17 protein-coding genes are annotated in these 13,256 nt (G+C 64.3%); 10 read left to right on the top strand and 7 right to left on the bottom strand.

Going from position 1 to position 13,256, the window contains the following annotated elements:
- Positions 1–37 precede the first annotated feature (37 nt).
- Positions 38–937, top strand: coding sequence for an alpha/beta hydrolase (locus ABMA46_RS16585; RefSeq protein ID WP_349000995.1), 900 nt, complete (start codon positions 38–40; stop codon positions 935–937).
- A gap of 3 nt (positions 938–940) precedes the next feature.
- Here ABMA46_RS16585 and ABMA46_RS16580 read toward each other — a convergent pair whose 3' ends face one another.
- Entirely contained in the window at positions 941–1,990 is a 1,050-nt protein-coding gene (locus ABMA46_RS16580; protein ID WP_349000994.1) for a DUF1176 domain-containing protein, read from the bottom strand.
- A gap of 117 nt (positions 1,991–2,107) precedes the next feature.
- Here ABMA46_RS16580 and ABMA46_RS16575 point away from each other — a divergent pair, with 117 nt between their 5' ends.
- Positions 2,108–2,614, top strand: a complete 507-nt coding sequence (locus ABMA46_RS16575) for a DUF1993 domain-containing protein (RefSeq protein ID WP_349000993.1) — start codon at positions 2,108–2,110, stop codon at positions 2,612–2,614.
- A 3-nt stretch (positions 2,615–2,617) separates the two neighbouring features.
- Here ABMA46_RS16575 and ABMA46_RS16570 read toward each other — a convergent pair whose 3' ends face one another.
- Positions 2,618–2,782, bottom strand: a complete 165-nt coding sequence (locus tag ABMA46_RS16570) for a hypothetical protein (protein ID WP_349000992.1) — start codon at positions 2,780–2,782, stop codon at positions 2,618–2,620.
- Between the two features lie 47 nt (positions 2,783–2,829).
- Between ABMA46_RS16570 and ABMA46_RS16565 the strand changes: the two genes are divergently transcribed.
- From ABMA46_RS16565 to ABMA46_RS16555, 3 genes are all read left to right on the top strand, one after another.
- Complete coding sequence (locus ABMA46_RS16565; protein ID WP_349000991.1) at positions 2,830–3,039, top strand: hypothetical protein; 210 nt, start codon at positions 2,830–2,832, stop codon at positions 3,037–3,039.
- A 203-nt stretch (positions 3,040–3,242) separates the two neighbouring features.
- Positions 3,243–3,611, top strand: coding sequence for a hypothetical protein (locus tag ABMA46_RS16560; protein WP_349000990.1), 369 nt, complete (start codon positions 3,243–3,245; stop codon positions 3,609–3,611).
- 114 nt (positions 3,612–3,725) lie between these two features.
- A complete protein-coding gene (locus ABMA46_RS16555) occupies positions 3,726–4,790 on the top strand; it encodes an aldo/keto reductase (RefSeq protein WP_349000989.1) in 1,065 nt (354 codons plus the stop codon).
- Between the two features lie 21 nt (positions 4,791–4,811).
- On the opposite strand, the gene ABMA46_RS16550 is transcribed toward ABMA46_RS16555, so the two are convergent.
- The 5 genes from ABMA46_RS16550 to ABMA46_RS16530 all read right to left on the bottom strand — a co-directional run bounded on the left by ABMA46_RS16550 (position 4,812) and on the right by ABMA46_RS16530 (position 10,523).
- Positions 4,812–5,846 carry a histone deacetylase family protein gene (locus tag ABMA46_RS16550; protein WP_349000988.1) on the bottom strand — a complete coding sequence of 345 codons (1,035 nt, stop codon included), beginning with the start codon at positions 5,844–5,846 and terminating at the stop codon, positions 4,812–4,814.
- Complete coding sequence (locus tag ABMA46_RS16545) at positions 5,846–6,346, bottom strand: GNAT family N-acetyltransferase (protein ID WP_349000986.1); 501 nt, start codon at positions 6,344–6,346, stop codon at positions 5,846–5,848. Before ABMA46_RS16545 ends, ABMA46_RS16550 begins: the two co-directional genes overlap by 1 nt.
- The gene (gene kce, locus ABMA46_RS16540; protein ID WP_349000984.1) at positions 6,343–7,278 is read right to left on the bottom strand and encodes a 3,5-dioxohexanoate:acetyl-CoA acetone transferase; all 936 of its coding nucleotides are present in this window, start codon (positions 7,276–7,278) and stop codon (positions 6,343–6,345) included. Before kce ends, ABMA46_RS16545 begins: the two co-directional genes overlap by 4 nt.
- A 45-nt stretch (positions 7,279–7,323) precedes the next feature.
- Positions 7,324–8,670 carry an aminotransferase family protein gene (locus ABMA46_RS16535; RefSeq protein ID WP_349000983.1) on the bottom strand — a complete coding sequence of 449 codons (1,347 nt, stop codon included), beginning with the start codon at positions 8,668–8,670 and terminating at the stop codon, positions 7,324–7,326.
- A gap of 215 nt (positions 8,671–8,885) precedes the next feature.
- Positions 8,886–10,523 carry a N,N-dimethylformamidase beta subunit family domain-containing protein gene (locus ABMA46_RS16530; RefSeq protein ID WP_349000981.1) on the bottom strand — a complete coding sequence of 546 codons (1,638 nt, stop codon included), beginning with the start codon at positions 10,521–10,523 and terminating at the stop codon, positions 8,886–8,888.
- Positions 10,524–10,663: 140 nt separating this feature from the next.
- Between ABMA46_RS16530 and ABMA46_RS16525 the strand changes: the two genes are divergently transcribed.
- The 5 genes from ABMA46_RS16525 to ABMA46_RS16505 all read left to right on the top strand — a co-directional run.
- Positions 10,664–10,912 (top strand): ParB N-terminal domain-containing protein, encoded by a 249-nt coding sequence (locus ABMA46_RS16525; RefSeq protein ID WP_349000979.1) that lies wholly within the window; start codon positions 10,664–10,666, stop codon positions 10,910–10,912.
- 176 nt (positions 10,913–11,088) lie between these two features.
- Complete coding sequence (locus ABMA46_RS16520) at positions 11,089–11,487, top strand: GFA family protein (protein ID WP_349000977.1); 399 nt, start codon at positions 11,089–11,091, stop codon at positions 11,485–11,487.
- A 117-nt stretch (positions 11,488–11,604) separates the two neighbouring features.
- Positions 11,605–11,799, top strand: coding sequence for a hypothetical protein (locus ABMA46_RS16515; RefSeq protein ID WP_349000975.1), 195 nt, complete (start codon positions 11,605–11,607; stop codon positions 11,797–11,799).
- 252 nt (positions 11,800–12,051) lie between these two features.
- A complete protein-coding gene (locus ABMA46_RS16510; protein WP_349000974.1) occupies positions 12,052–13,065 on the top strand; it encodes a glycoside hydrolase family 25 protein in 1,014 nt (337 codons plus the stop codon).
- Between the two features lie 60 nt (positions 13,066–13,125).
- Positions 13,126–13,256 (top strand): transposase (locus tag ABMA46_RS16505; protein ID WP_425475763.1); only part of this gene is annotated, 131 nt, incomplete at its 3' end.

The following is a 13,256-nucleotide window of genomic DNA, read 5'->3' as shown; positions in this document are numbered from 1 at the left end:
TTGACAAGAACGCGACGAACCGCGCAAGCCATGCCGCATGGCAAGGCTTTTTAGAATTCGACCCGCACTGTCTCTCGCGCTCTTGTTCTCGGCGCTGCTTGCCCCGACGCTGCCCGCCACCGCGCTGACGCTCAAACCCTACAAGGACGAGCTTTTCGCCTATCCGGCGGTGCTGTCTTCGGAAAAAGGCGATCTCTATCGCGTTTTCGACTACCGCGAGATGCGCGACATCAACCAGCGCGACGAAATCCCCGAAAAGCGCGTCCAGTCGCAATATGTGTCGCTCGGCGTGCGCCGGGTGCAGAACGACCTGAAACTGAAGAGCGATGCGGGCGACGTGCGCCACATCGCGGTCGGCAGGACCGAAGGGGCGTCGGTGATCGTGCTCTATCTGCACGGGCAGGGCGGTTCGCGCCGGCAGGGTGCGGACGACTTCACTTTCGGCGGCAATTTCAACCGCATCAAGAACCTGATGGCTGACAATGGCGGCCTCTACCTGTCGCCCGACTTCACCGATTTCGGCGATACGGGCGCGGCGCAGGTCGCCGCCCTGATCGATCACTACGCACAGCAGTCGCCCGCCGCGAAGATCTTCGTCGCCTGCGGCTCGATGGGCGGTCATATCTGCTGGAAACTGGCCGAGCGCCGGGATACGGGCGGCCGGATCGACGGCCTGCTGCTGCTCGGGTCGCTGTGGGATCAGGATTTTCTCGCCAGCCCGGCCTTCCGCCGGCGCGTTCCCGTCTTTTTCGGGCAAGGCAGCAAGGACCCCGTCTTCCCCATCGCCAACCAGGAGGCGTTCTTCCGCTCGATCCTGGCCAAGGCGCCCGGCTACCCCACCCGCTTCGCGCGCTTCGAGACCGGCACGCACGGCACGCCGATCCGCATGGTGGACTGGCGCGAAACGCTCAACTGGATGCTGTCGCTGGAACGGTGAGGATCACGGCGCGGTGTAGTAGTCCACGACGGTTTGGGGATCGACCTCGCCGTCATAGGACGCGTCCACGTCGTACTTCACCAGCGAGAAATCGCCGTTGCGGAAAAGGTATAGCCCGGTAGAAGACGCGTCGCCGACGCCGCGCCATTTGTCGGCCGTGGTGATGGTGCGGTCCTTCTCGTCGTAGTTGGAATTGATGGCGACGTCCTCGGTCTGGAAGCCGGTGACCGTAACCGAATCCACCTTGCCCTCTGGATTGTCGTTCTCGTAGCGGATGTCGAGTTCCGGTACCGCGAACTGCAATTGCCGCACTTCGCCCGTATCGTCGGCGAGGTAGTAATAGGCGCTCTCGTTGTAGGCCGCCATCCGGCAGAAGAAGCGGAAGAGCCGGGCCGTCCGGTCTGGGTCGTTTTCCGCCGCATCCTTATCCTTGTAGGAGATGGTGAAAGCAGCCGGTTCGCTGATCGGCTTGTGGTCGGGTGTCTCCTGATCGCATTCGTCGCCGTAACTGGCCAGGAATGCCTTTTTTGCCTGCTCCAGCGCCGAATCCTTCTTCGGCGGCGGCGGGCCGTCGCCGCATTTTTCCGGCACCGCCTTGTCGAGGCTTTCGGTCGAAGGCTTCAACTCGCCCTTTTCGATGTGGATGGGATCGAAGGGCGGTTCCTGGATTTCGCCGTTGACCTGGCGCAGCGTGTAGCAGCCCGCGAACACCTTGGCGTCGCCACCCTTGGTGATCGCCTCAATGGCGACGGGAACCGAGTAGTAGACGCTGCCGGCCGCGCCTTCCTCCGATACCGCTCCGGTGCGGACTTTGACCGAGTCGGTCTCGGTATAGCCTTTGACGAAGCTGTCGAAGTCCTTGGCCGGCTTCGCGTCGCCGAAGTAACCCCAGGCGCGCGCGTAGTCGTGCCGGTCGATGGCGTTGTAAAGGGAGCGGATCACCGATTCGGCGCTCGACCGGTCGTCCAGATAGGTGGTCTCGGCCGCAAGGACCGGATGCGCGCAGGCAATAAGCGTGGCGGCGGCGGTTGCGGCAAGGGCGATAGGATTCATGCTGGGGACCTCCTGCTGGCCGCGAGTCTACCATCGAATGCGGCGGCGAGGTGGCGCTTGCGAAATCGCCGAAATCGGCGCTATCTCGTCGCGGTTCCAGGCATGGGAGAAGCAGGCGTGACCATTTCGATGTACGAGGCGTCGGTGCCGGTGTTCGCAGCACGCCTCAAGGCGCTTGCGGCGGTCCTGAACGAAGGCGAGCGCAATGCGCAGACGCGCAAGATCGATCCGCAGGTGTTCCTAAACGCCCGCCTCGCACCGGATATGTTCGCGCTGACGCGCCAGGTGCAGATCGCCACCGACCATGCCAAAGGCGCGCCTTCGCGCCTCGCCGGGCGGACGGCGCCACGATATGAGGACGATGAGGCGAGCTTCGCCGATCTCCAGGCCCGGATCGCGAAAACGATCGACTATCTCGAAACCTTTTCAGCCGGCGATATCGATGGTTCGGAGGATCGGGCGATAGAACTGAAGCTCGGCGGACGGGAGATCGCCATGCCTGGCATGCAGTATCTGCTGCATTTCGCCATGCCGAACTTCTATTTCCACGTCACCACCGCCTACGACATCCTGCGCCATAACGGCGTGCCGCTCGGCAAGCCGCTGTTTATCGGCGGTCGTTGACGGTCATCGCATCGCCAGTTCGCGCGCGATACGCGGAAAATCGACCGGCTTGAGGACGAATTCCGTCCGGTCGGCGTTATTCATCGCATGGACGACGGCCAGGGCGGCGCGGTAGCGCGCCTGCTCCTTTGGTCGGGGCCGGGAGAACATCTCTGTCAAGAACCCCACGGTCAGGCTCTCCTAATTGGTCCTCCCGCTTCACATATAGGTGATTCATGGTGATTGTGCAGCGCAGCATTTCGCATAACAGCCATGCGCGGCGTTTTGTCCGATCGCTGGACGATGAAACTTTTGCGTGTCTCGCACGTATTCATGATGCCGGCCTTGCCGGCTTCCCTCGCCAACAGGCGACTTTCCGGATCGCGCAAGCGACCCGGTTTTTCTTGCACCCGAGTGATAACGGCGAAAACGGCGGCATTGCCTAAATTGCCCCGCACCGGGCGCATTCATTTTTAACGAGCGCTGCTTATGGTGCCGGCCAGATTGACGTGAATCGGGGGAGGCGGACATTTCTGGCAGTGCCAAGCGTGATTTCGCTTCGCTTCTGGACGACCTCTTCACCGCTCCGGAGCAGGACGCGGCGGAGAAGGGCGCCGCCACGCCGACCATTCCCTTCGATTATCTTTCGGTGGTGGACGAACTTCATTCGGGCCGCATCAAAGTGTCGGGCGATGCTCTGGCGGCGGAATACCGCGAGACCGGCGTCGATATGGCGGCCGAATTCGCCGCGCTTTTGGAACAGGCCCGGCTGGCGCTCGCGGACGAGGCGTCTGCGCCCGAGCGCGACCTGCCGCCGATCGATCCCGAATCGATCGCCGCCGAACTCAGCCTCGACCAGGCCGCGACCGACGCCGAACTCGGCCGGCTTAGGCGCAGCTTCGCCTTCGAAAACCACCCGGATCGTGTCGAATCTCATCTGCGCTCGCGCGCGATCGTACGTATGCAGGTGGCCAACATGCTGATCGACGACGCACGCAGGAAGCTGCGCAAGCGCTGACCGCGCTCTGTTGCAAGATTCCCGCTTTCCGACACTTGGCCAACGCGGCCCGCCTCTCTATTCTCCCGGTTCCTTCCTGCGCGGTCACGCGCTGAAATCCCCGGAGACTACCTCATGCAGACACGCCGGCTCGGTCGTACGGACCTTGTTGTTTCCCGCATTTGCCTCGGATCGATGACCTGGGGCCAGCAGAACACCGAGGCCGACGGGCACGCGCAGATGGACCTCGCCTTCGAGCGCGGCGTCAATTTCATCGACACCGCCGAGCTCTATCCGATCCCGCCCAAGGCCGAGACGCAAGGGCGAACCGAAAAGATCATCGGCACCTGGATGAAGGCCAAGGGCAACCGCGACCAGGTGATCCTCGCGTCCAAGGTGGTCGGGCGCACCGCCAACGACTGGTTCCGCGGCGGACGTCCCTCGAAGCTAGTCCGCGCCGACATCATGGATGCCGTCGACAAGTCGCTCGCCAAGCTCCAGACGGACTATCTCGATCTCTACCAGATCCACTGGCCGGATCGAGATATTCCCTGGGGCGCCAATCCGACCCGCGCCGGCGCGGCCCGCCGGGCGGACGCCGCCGCCGTCACCGATCCGGAAACCCCGGTCGCCGAGACGCTCGCCGTGTTCGACGATCTGGTGAAGGCCGGCAAGATTCGTCACTTCGGCCTGTCGAACGAGAGTTCGTGGGGCGTCCTGCGCTTTCTTTTCGAAGCGGAGAAGGGCGGAGGTCCGCGCGTTTCCTCGCTTCAGAACGCCTACAATCTCGTCAACCGCACCTTTGAGGTGAACCTCGAGGAAGTCTGCGAGCGCGAGCAGGTCTCGCTGCTCGCCTATTCGCCTCTCGCGCAAGGCTACCTGACCGGCAAGTACGACCACGGCGCGCGCCCGCAAGGCTCGCGGACCGCGCTGTTCAACCGCGGGACGCGCTACGAGACGCCGAACGCTGCCGAGACATTGCTTGAATACAACGAGCTGGCGCGATCCTTCGGCATGGAGCCGGCGCTGTTCGCTGGCGCGTTCGTGCTCAACCGGCCGTTCGTCACGGCGAGCATCGTCGGCGCGACGACCATCGGCCAGCTTGAAACCGCGCTTTCGGCCATCGACGTGAACTGGACCGAGGAGATGCAGGCAGCTGTCGATGCCGTACACCAGCGGACGGGAAACCCCTGCCCGTAGGGCAGACGGCGGCGAAGCCGCTTACGCCGCCTGATGCTTGGCGCCGAATCCCGTCAGGAACGATGTCAGGTTGTCGCCGAGTTCGTCGCACAGATAGCCGCCCTCCTGCACGATGACGGTCGGCAGGCCGAGCCCGGCGATCGCCTCGCCGATGCGCGCGAAGCCGGGCGTCGAGACCGACAGCCCGCCGAACGGGTCGCCTTCGAACGCGTCGAGCCCGAGCGCCACGACCAGCGCCTCGGGCGCGAAGGCGCGGATGCGTTGCACCGCCGACGCCAGCGCTTCGAGAAAGGCGTCGTCGCCCGATTTGCGCGCCAGCGGCAGATTGAAATTGTAGCCGAGACCTGGGCCGTCGCCGCGCTCGTCGGCATGACCCCAGAAGAAGGGATAGAAGCGGATCGGATCGGCATGGAGAGAGACCGTCAGCACGTCCGGCCTTGCATAGAAGATGCCTTGTGTGCCGTTGCCGTGATGCAGGTCGACGTCGAGGATGGCGACGCGCGGCGCCTGCTTTCTCAGCGTCTGCGCGGCGACCGCCGAATTGTTGATGAAGCAGAAGCCACCGGCGACGTCGGCGAAGGCGTGGTGGCCCGGCGGGCGGCAGAGCGCATAGGCGGCCGGCGCGCCGGCCATCACGCTTTGCGCCGCCTCGACGGCCGTCCATGAACTCCACAGCGCGCTTTCCCAGGTCTCGGCCGAGATCGGGCAGGACGTGTCGGCCATGTGGTAGCCCGCCTGGCCGACGGCCGAGGCCGGACGCATGCCCCCGCGGGCGATCGGATGGATATTGGGGATCACTTCCGCCGAGGCGCCTTCGATGCGCTGCCAGCGTTCGTAGATGCGTTCCAGGAAATCGAGATATTCCGGTGTGTGGACCGATGCGGCCGGCCCGAGGCCGTGATTGCGCGGCCGCTCGACCGTGCAGCCGGCAGCCCTGGCGCCGGCCAGCAGCCGCTCGACGCGCTCCGGCTGTTCCGGATTCGGCTTCTGGGCGCCGCTCGACAGGAACATCTTCGGATCGTGGCGTTTCTGTTCGGCTGCGTAGATGGCTTTCATCAAATCCCCTTGTTGTTGTCCCGGTCGGCGAAGGTGAAAAAGGTATCGCCGGTGATGCGATGCACCTGATCATCCGCCCGGTGGGTGATGCCGATGCGCTCGTAGAAGCGCTGCGCCGCATGGTTGCCCGTATCGACCGCGAGTTCAATATAGGCGCCGCCCTGATCGCGCACCGCGCGCGCCAGAGCGCGCAGCAATTGCTCGCCGATCTTCAGCCCACGGAATTTTGCGTCGACGAACAGGTCCTGAACATAGGCGCCCGACCTTCCCATCCATGTCGAATAGATCGGGAAATACAGGCACATGCCGGCGAATTCTGAATCGATTTCTGCAATCAGCGTCGAGAAATGCGGGCGTTCTCCGAACCCGTCACGGCGGATGTCTTCCGGCGTCGACTTGATCTTGTGGGCCTCGCCCACCGTCTCGCCGATGCCCATCAGCGCCGCGTGGATGGCCTCGGCATCGTCGGGGCGGGCGGGGCGTATGACGAGCCCGGTCAAAACGCCACCCGGTCGCCGCCCTTCAGCGCAAGCATGTCGCGCGCCTCGGCCGGCGTGGCGACCTCCAGCGACAGGCCTTCGAGGATGCTGCGGATGCGCCGCACCTGATCGGCGTTCGAGGTCGCCAGCGCGCGCCCGTCATAGAGCGAATCCTCCAGCCCGACGCGCACGTTGCCGCCCATCGCCGCCGCCATCGAGATCAGCGGCATCTGCGCCCGGCCGGCCGCCAGCACCGAAAAGCGGTAGTCGTCGCCGAACAGCTTGTCGGCGATGCGCTTCATGTGGACGAGGTTTTCCGGATCGGCGCCGATGCCGCCGAGGATGCCGAGGACGAACTGGATGAACAGCGGCCCCTCGACCAGCCTGCGGTCGCGGAAATGCGCCAGCGAATAGAGGTGGCCGACGTCGTAGCATTCGAATTCGAAGCGCGTGCCGCATCCCTTGCCGAGTTTTTCAAGGATCGTCTCCATGTCGGCGAAGGTGTTTTTGAAGATGGTGTGGCGCGTGGCTTCAAGCAACTTCGGCTCCCACTCGTGCTGCCACTCGCGCGGCCGGTCGAGCATCGGGAACAAGCCGAAATTCATCGACCCCATGTTGAGCGAGCACATTTCCGGTTCGGCTCGGAGCGGGGCGGCCAGCCGCTCCTCCAGCGTCATCAGCGAGGAGCCGCCGGTGGTGATGTTCACCACCGCGTCGGTCGCCTGCTTGATGCGCGGCAGGAACTGCATGAACACGGCCGGATCGGCGGTCGGGCGGCCGTCCTGCGGGTCGCGGGCGTGCAGATGCAGGATCGACGCGCCGGCTTCAGCAGCCGCGAGCGCCTCAGAGGCGATCTGGTCGGGCGTCACCGGCAGGTACGGCGACATGGTCGGCGTGTGCACCGAACCGGTGACGGCGCAGGTGATGATGACCTTGCGGGGCGCTGACGCCATTTCTTCTTTCCCCCTCGGTGATTGTTCGACCCGGCGATGACCCGGTCAGTTGTTGGTCGGCAGGTCGAGTTCGGTTGCCAACGCTTCCAGTGTGTCGCCGAGCAGACCCATGATCTCGCCGATCTGGTCCCTCGTCACGATCAGCGGCGGGCAGACCATGAAGTTGTCGCTCTCCGGCCCGCCCTTAACGCGCCGGGAGTAGACGATGAGACCACGTTCGAAAGCAAGGTCGATGAGGCGCACATTGGCATTGAGGTCGCGCGGCAGCGGAACCCTTGCCACCGGATCGGCATAGAGTTCGCCGCCGAGAAGCAGCCCCTTGCCGCGGATGTCTCCGACGAAGGGGAAGCGGGCCGACAGGCCTTCCAGTTCGGTCTTCAACACCTCTCCCATCGCGGCGGCGTTGTCGATCAGGCCGAGCCGGTCGACCTCGGAAAGCACCGCGCCGCCGGCGGCGCAGGCCACCGGGTTGCCGCCATAGGTATGGCCGTGCAGGAAGCCGCCCATTTCAAGCACCGGGCCGACGATACGCTCCGACGCCGCCAGGGCGCCGAGCGGCGCGTAGCCGGACGACAGGCCCTTCGACAGCGAGACGATGTCGGGGCGGCAGTTCCAGTGGTCGCCGCCGAGGAAGGCGCCGGTGCGGCCGATGCCGGTCATTACCTCGTCATGGATGAGCAGAATGTCGTATTTGTCGCAGATCGCGCGGATGCGCGCGAAATAGCTGTCCGGCGGTACCAGCGCGGCAGTGGCGGCTCCGCCGATCGGCTCCATGATGAAGGCGACCACGCTTTCCGGCCCCTCGGCCAGGATTTTCTCCTCCAGCATGTCGGCATAGCGCAGTCCGCGCTGTTCCAGCGACAGGTTGTCGTAGTCGCGGTGAAGCATGGGCGCCGGGATCAGCGGCATCGCACGGCCCATCGCCTCGAAGGCCGGCGTCAGGACCGCGTCGCCGGTGACGCCGAGCGAGCCGATGGTGATGCCGTGGTAGGAAGGCATGCGCCCGATGATCTTCCAACGCCCCGGCTGGCCGGTGGCGATGGCCCATTGCCGCGCCAGCTTCAGGCAGGCCTCCACCGCTTCCGAACCGCCCGAGACGAAATAGATGCGGTCGAGGCCGGGCAGGCGAGCGGCGAGATCTCGCGCCAGATCGAGCGCCGGCTGGTTCTCGAAATGGATCGTATAAGCGAAGGACACCCGGTCCATCTGCCGCTTCATGGCGTCGATCACGGCGCGGTTGCCGTGGCCGATATTGACGTTCACCGCACCCGACGAGCCGTCGATATAGCGCTTGCCGGTGGCGTCCCACATGTAAACGCCGTCGGCCCGGTCGATCAGCGGGCGAGGCGCGCGGGTGAAGTGGAAGAGGTGGGGTTTTGCGGGCGTGCTCATGATGTGTGCTGCATTCCTTCGCGCCCCCCTCTGTCCTGCCGGACATCTCCCCCACGAGGGGGGAGATTGGCAATTTCGGCCTCAGCGCCTTTTCTGCAATGCCGGAGACTGGCGAAAGTGGACGCGAGGATTGATCTCCCCCCTCGTGGGGGAGATGTCCGGCAGGACAGAGGGGGGCGCCGTAAAGTCGAAACCAAAATCCGTGGCCCTCCCAGTCAAGGTCCCAAAAACCGGTCCAGCACGTTCTTCGTCACGCGCTCCACCATCGCGTCCCGCCGAAGCAGCCCCGCCACCCATTCGCAGGTGCCGGCGTGGAAGACCTCGCCCTTGCCGCGTCGGAAATTGACGATCATACCGTTGGAATAGCGCACTTTTTCGAGATTCTCGTCGCTCGCTCCACCATAAAGCGTCTCGGCGATGAAGCGGCCATCCTCGTCGCCGAAGAACTGGTCCTCAAGCGGCACGTCGGGGCTTTCCTCGACCTGGCAGGCCATGCCGAGCGCGAGGATTTCCAGACCGTCCGGTGCGCCGCTGGTAGCGCTGGGGTAGGGCAGGCCGTGGCGCATCTCGTAGTCCAGCCCGTCTACCTCGTAGCCGTAGATGTGGCTCTCGGCGCCGAGTAGGTCGCCGTAATAGAGGCCGGTGCCGGCAAAGGCCCAATGCTGCGGCCGGTAGACGGGGAAACCGCGAACCCCGCGCGGCGCGCAGCCGCCCCAACCGGCATAGACGCCGTTCGAGGCGTTCAACCCGAAGGTCTTGCAGCCCGGTCGGCCGATCTCCGGCGCCTCCCATGAGTTGGTAGCCCGCGTCACGTCGCCGCCGCGATAGACAGGGTCCTCGGCGCGCGCCCGGTACTTGTAGCAGACCTGCTTGCGGCCCTCGTCCTCCTGCCGCGTCTGCCACATGAAGTTGCCGGCAAAGCGCGCCGCATGCCCGCCCTGGTCGACGAAGGCGTCGACCGCGTCGCGCATTTCCCATGTCCAGTATTCGTCATGGCCGACGAACACCGCGCAATCGTAGTCTGCCAAGATTTCCGGCGAAAAATGCAGGTCGTGCTGGCAGGCAAGGTCGACCTGATAGCCGGCCCTCTCGGCGAACCGGAAGAAATGGCTGTCGTAGCTCGCCCAGCCGGCCGAGGCGTATTTCTTGGAATGGCCGGTGGCGTAGGCCCATTCCATATGCGGGTAGCGCGGCACGGTTTTGGGCGGCATCGCCACTTCCAGCGGCACGCGCGGTGCGTCGTCAGGCAAAGCGACGAAGCCGCGACACCACGGCCGCTGTGTGGAGACGGTCGGCGAATACTGGTTGCGCTCCGGTCCGGTGATGCCCTCGTAATGGTTCGAGCCGCCCCATGTGTTATAGGCAAGCCAGGTGCCGGTCGCCGCGACCTGCAGGATGCGGCCGGGCTTTCGGCCCGGCTTCGGCAGCACGATCAGGATGTGGTGGCAGCGGATCGGCCCACCGTCGCGGCCTTCGACCGTGAGCGTCAGCCGATAGCCGCCGGAAGGCCAATCCTCGCCGATTGTAAATTCGAACGCCGTTTCCCAGCCGCAGCCGACGACAGAGCAATTGTCCGGCGTGTCCTGCCAGCGCGCGGCGATTCCGGCCTGTTGGAAGACCTTCGTTTCGCTCGCGCCGTCGCGTGCGATCTCGATGGCGAAGCGCGGTGCGGTGGAACTCACCCGCAATCGCACCGTGTCGCCCGGCCGGTAGGAAAAGCGGTCGCTGTAGCACCAGATCTCGCCGCGCGCGCCGTCCATGCCCGGCCGCTCGTAATAGTGGCTGCGCACGGCGAGCCTGCGCTGCTCGGGCGTCAGGCCGAAATCCGGGAACTCTGTCGGCAAACCTGTCATGGCGATCCTGTGGGAAGCCGACATTCGGCGATGCGGCCACGGGACGTCAAGGAAGCGCATCGGGCCAGCGCGGCGACTTCCATTGGCCGCAGCCGGCAAAGCCTCTATGACTGTGGGAGGCAGGGGAGGCAGGACATACGATGCTCAGGGTCCAGAAGATCAAGATCGAGGACATCTACGTGCCGACGGCGCGCCGCAAACTGCTGCATCCCGAAACGGCGCGCGCGCTGGCCGAGGATATCGTCGAGAACGGGCTGAAGACGCCGATCCAGGTGCGCCAGGACGGCAAGCGCTTCGTCCTCGTCGAGGGCCAGCACCGGCTGGAGGCGATGAGGTGGCTCGGCGAGGAGGCGATCGACGCCTATCTGGTTCAGGCCAGACGCCATTGAATCGGTTTCGTGGAAGGATGCCGTAACCGCCGGGCCTCAAAGGACTACGTGTCGACGGCCGACGGCTCGGCCCACGCTCGTACGCTGCAGCGAAATCGATTTCTCCATCAGGACTTTTCGTTGGATCGGCCTGTGTCCGTCACTATCATCGCTGCTACAACGGATGAGGAAATGTGATGGACGACAAATACACGGGCGGCTGTCTTTGCGGCGCGGTGCGCTATCGCGCCGAGGGCGAGCCGATCAACGAGCGCATCTGCCACTGTCGGCTTTGCCAGAAGGCGATCGGCGCCGCCTTCAATGCGCGCGTGCTCTTCGCCGTCGAGGCCGTGCCCATCGACGGGCCGGCGGGCTGGGCGAAGTCGTCGCCGGATCTCGAACGCGGTTTCTGCCCCGGCTGCGGGACCACCATGTTCTCCAGGCGCGCCGGAGCGGGAATCATCGGGATCACCACCGGTTCGCTGGACGATCCGTCCGTGTTCCGCCCGCAGATCCATATCTGGACCGCCTCGAAGCAGCCCTGGGTGGTGATCGACGACGGTCTGCCGCAATATCAAGGCGCGCCGCCGGCATGACGCCTGACGGATTTTTTCGTCTCGTCATGAGATCGCCGTCTAATCATCATTGGCAAGCCACGATCGCTTCCTATCTATAGGACATTCGGTAAGGCGGCGGATGACGAGGAGAGCGCGATGACAAAGAGCCATACCCACCTGGACGACCTTTTGAACGACCCGATGGTACAACTCGTCATGAAAAGAGACAGCGTGCGCCCCGAACATCTGCGCTCGATGCTCGAACGTGTCCGCACGCAGGCCGTCGAGGACGGCATTCCGCCCGCCCATGTCATCGACAAGGGTTGCGGTTTCGGACGTTTGTGCCTGTAACGCTGGTTTTCAGTCTCTTCCCGCATTTCCCGGAGAAAGCAGCGGAGAGATTGCACGAGTAAGGATAATGCCCGCGGCTCCAGGCTGCGGGCGTTTTTGTTTTCCCGGATCGACGATTCGCGCGCCGCCGCTGCTTTCTCCCAACCGTTAAGACTTCGATTCAATCTTTCTTGGTAATTTATCGTTCATAAACGAGCGATCTCCCGCCGGCATGTCGCCGTCGGTCTGTTTTGTTCTGCGTACAGGGTCGAGATGCGTTCTCCGGGCGTTCTCACATCGTTGCTTCTTTGTCTGGTTGCCGCCGGCTGCGCGTCGAGCGGAGGCCTTGAGGATATGGTGCCGCGCCCATCGCTGGAGACGACCAGCTCCATCCCGCGCCCTGCCGCTGCCGTGAAAGAGGGGGATGCTGGAACACAGGCCATCGCGTCTGCTTCCGACGATTTCCCGGCTTCGGAGCCCGCGGCTCTGGTGGAGCCGGAGAGCCCGGTGCCGGCGAGCCTTGTTGCGATCACTCCGTCCGCACGACCCGCGCGGCCGCGCAGCGTCCGTCACGGCGTCGTCCACGAACGGCGCTTTCGTGACGCCAAGCCGATCAACTTCGGCAAGCGCTCGCCCAAGCATCTGGCCGTGCACGGTGTCGATGTCTCGCGCTGGCAGGGTGACATCGACTGGGTAAAGTTGCGCTCGCAGGGCGCCAACTTCGTCTACATCAAGGCGACCGACGGCGGCGACCACCTCGATCCGATGTTCCGCAAGAACTGGCGCAACGCCGATGAGGCGGGGCTGCGGCGTGGCGCCTACCATTTCTTTTACTGGTGCCGGCTGGCCAGCGAGCAGGCGGACTGGTTCATCCGCAATGTGCCGAAGGACAAGGACGCGCTGCCGCCCGTCATCGACGTCGAGTGGAACCACGAATCTTCGTGCAAGCGCCGGCCCTCGCACAAGAATGTGTTGGACAAGATGCAGGTCTTCATGGACAGGCTGGAGCGTCACTACGGCAAGCGCCCCATCATCTACACTTCGCCGGACTTCTACGCCGACAACCTGAGAGGCGCTTTCCAGGACTATCCCTTCTGGCTGCGGTCCGTGGCCGCCCATCCGGGGAAAGTCTACCCGGGACGCGATTGGGTATTCTGGCAATATTCGGGCTCCGGTCTCTCGCACGGCGTCAACGGCCGCGTCGATCTCAATGCCTTCAACGGCGACGAGAACGACTGGTGGGCATGGCTCGCCCGCCAGAACGGCTCGCGCATGGCGAGCAACTAGGTTCAGGACCTATTAAATTGATTTGAGATGTGATTCACAGTCTTGTTTGAGGAGGCTGTGATGAGTGATTTGTTTCTGCTGAGCGCGCGCCAGATGGCTCGGATCTCGCCGTTTTTTCCCTTGGCGCATGGCGTGCCGCGTGTTGATGACCGACGGATCGTGAGCGGGATCGTCTATGTGATCCGCAATGG

Source organism: Mesorhizobium hunchu, from assembly GCF_040081975.1.
GTDB lineage: Bacteria > Pseudomonadota > Alphaproteobacteria > Rhizobiales > Rhizobiaceae > Mesorhizobium > Mesorhizobium hunchu.
The sequence above is the reverse complement of the archived record's forward strand: the minus strand, read 5'-3'. Positions and strand labels throughout refer to the sequence as shown.

Bases quoted from the DNA above. Each gene is read 5' to 3' on its own strand.
- ABMA46_RS16520 (WP_349000977.1), top strand. From the start codon at position 11,089: ATGGACGACAAATACACGGGCGGCTGTCTTTGCGGCGCGGTGCGCTAT.
- ABMA46_RS16550 (WP_349000988.1), bottom strand. From the start codon at position 5,846: ATGAAAGCCATCTACGCAGCCGAACAGAAACGCCACGATCCGAAGATG.
- ABMA46_RS16515 (WP_349000975.1), top strand. From the start codon at position 11,605: ATGACAAAGAGCCATACCCACCTGGACGACCTTTTGAACGACCCGATG.
- ABMA46_RS16555 (WP_349000989.1), top strand. From the start codon at position 3,726: ATGCAGACACGCCGGCTCGGTCGTACGGACCTTGTTGTTTCCCGCATT.
- ABMA46_RS16580 (WP_349000994.1), bottom strand. From the start codon at position 1,990: ATGAATCCTATCGCCCTTGCCGCAACCGCCGCCGCCACGCTTATTGCC.
- ABMA46_RS16535 (WP_349000983.1), bottom strand. From the start codon at position 8,670: ATGAGCACGCCCGCAAAACCCCACCTCTTCCACTTCACCCGCGCGCCT.
- kce (WP_349000984.1), bottom strand. From the start codon at position 7,278: ATGGCGTCAGCGCCCCGCAAGGTCATCATCACCTGCGCCGTCACCGGT.
- ABMA46_RS16530 (WP_349000981.1), bottom strand. From the start codon at position 10,523: ATGACAGGTTTGCCGACAGAGTTCCCGGATTTCGGCCTGACGCCCGAG.
- ABMA46_RS16510 (WP_349000974.1), top strand. From the start codon at position 12,052: ATGCGTTCTCCGGGCGTTCTCACATCGTTGCTTCTTTGTCTGGTTGCC.
- ABMA46_RS16585 (WP_349000995.1), top strand. From the start codon at position 38: ATGGCAAGGCTTTTTAGAATTCGACCCGCACTGTCTCTCGCGCTCTTG.
- ABMA46_RS16565 (WP_349000991.1), top strand. From the start codon at position 2,830: ATGGTGATTGTGCAGCGCAGCATTTCGCATAACAGCCATGCGCGGCGT.
- ABMA46_RS16525 (WP_349000979.1), top strand. From the start codon at position 10,664: ATGCTCAGGGTCCAGAAGATCAAGATCGAGGACATCTACGTGCCGACG.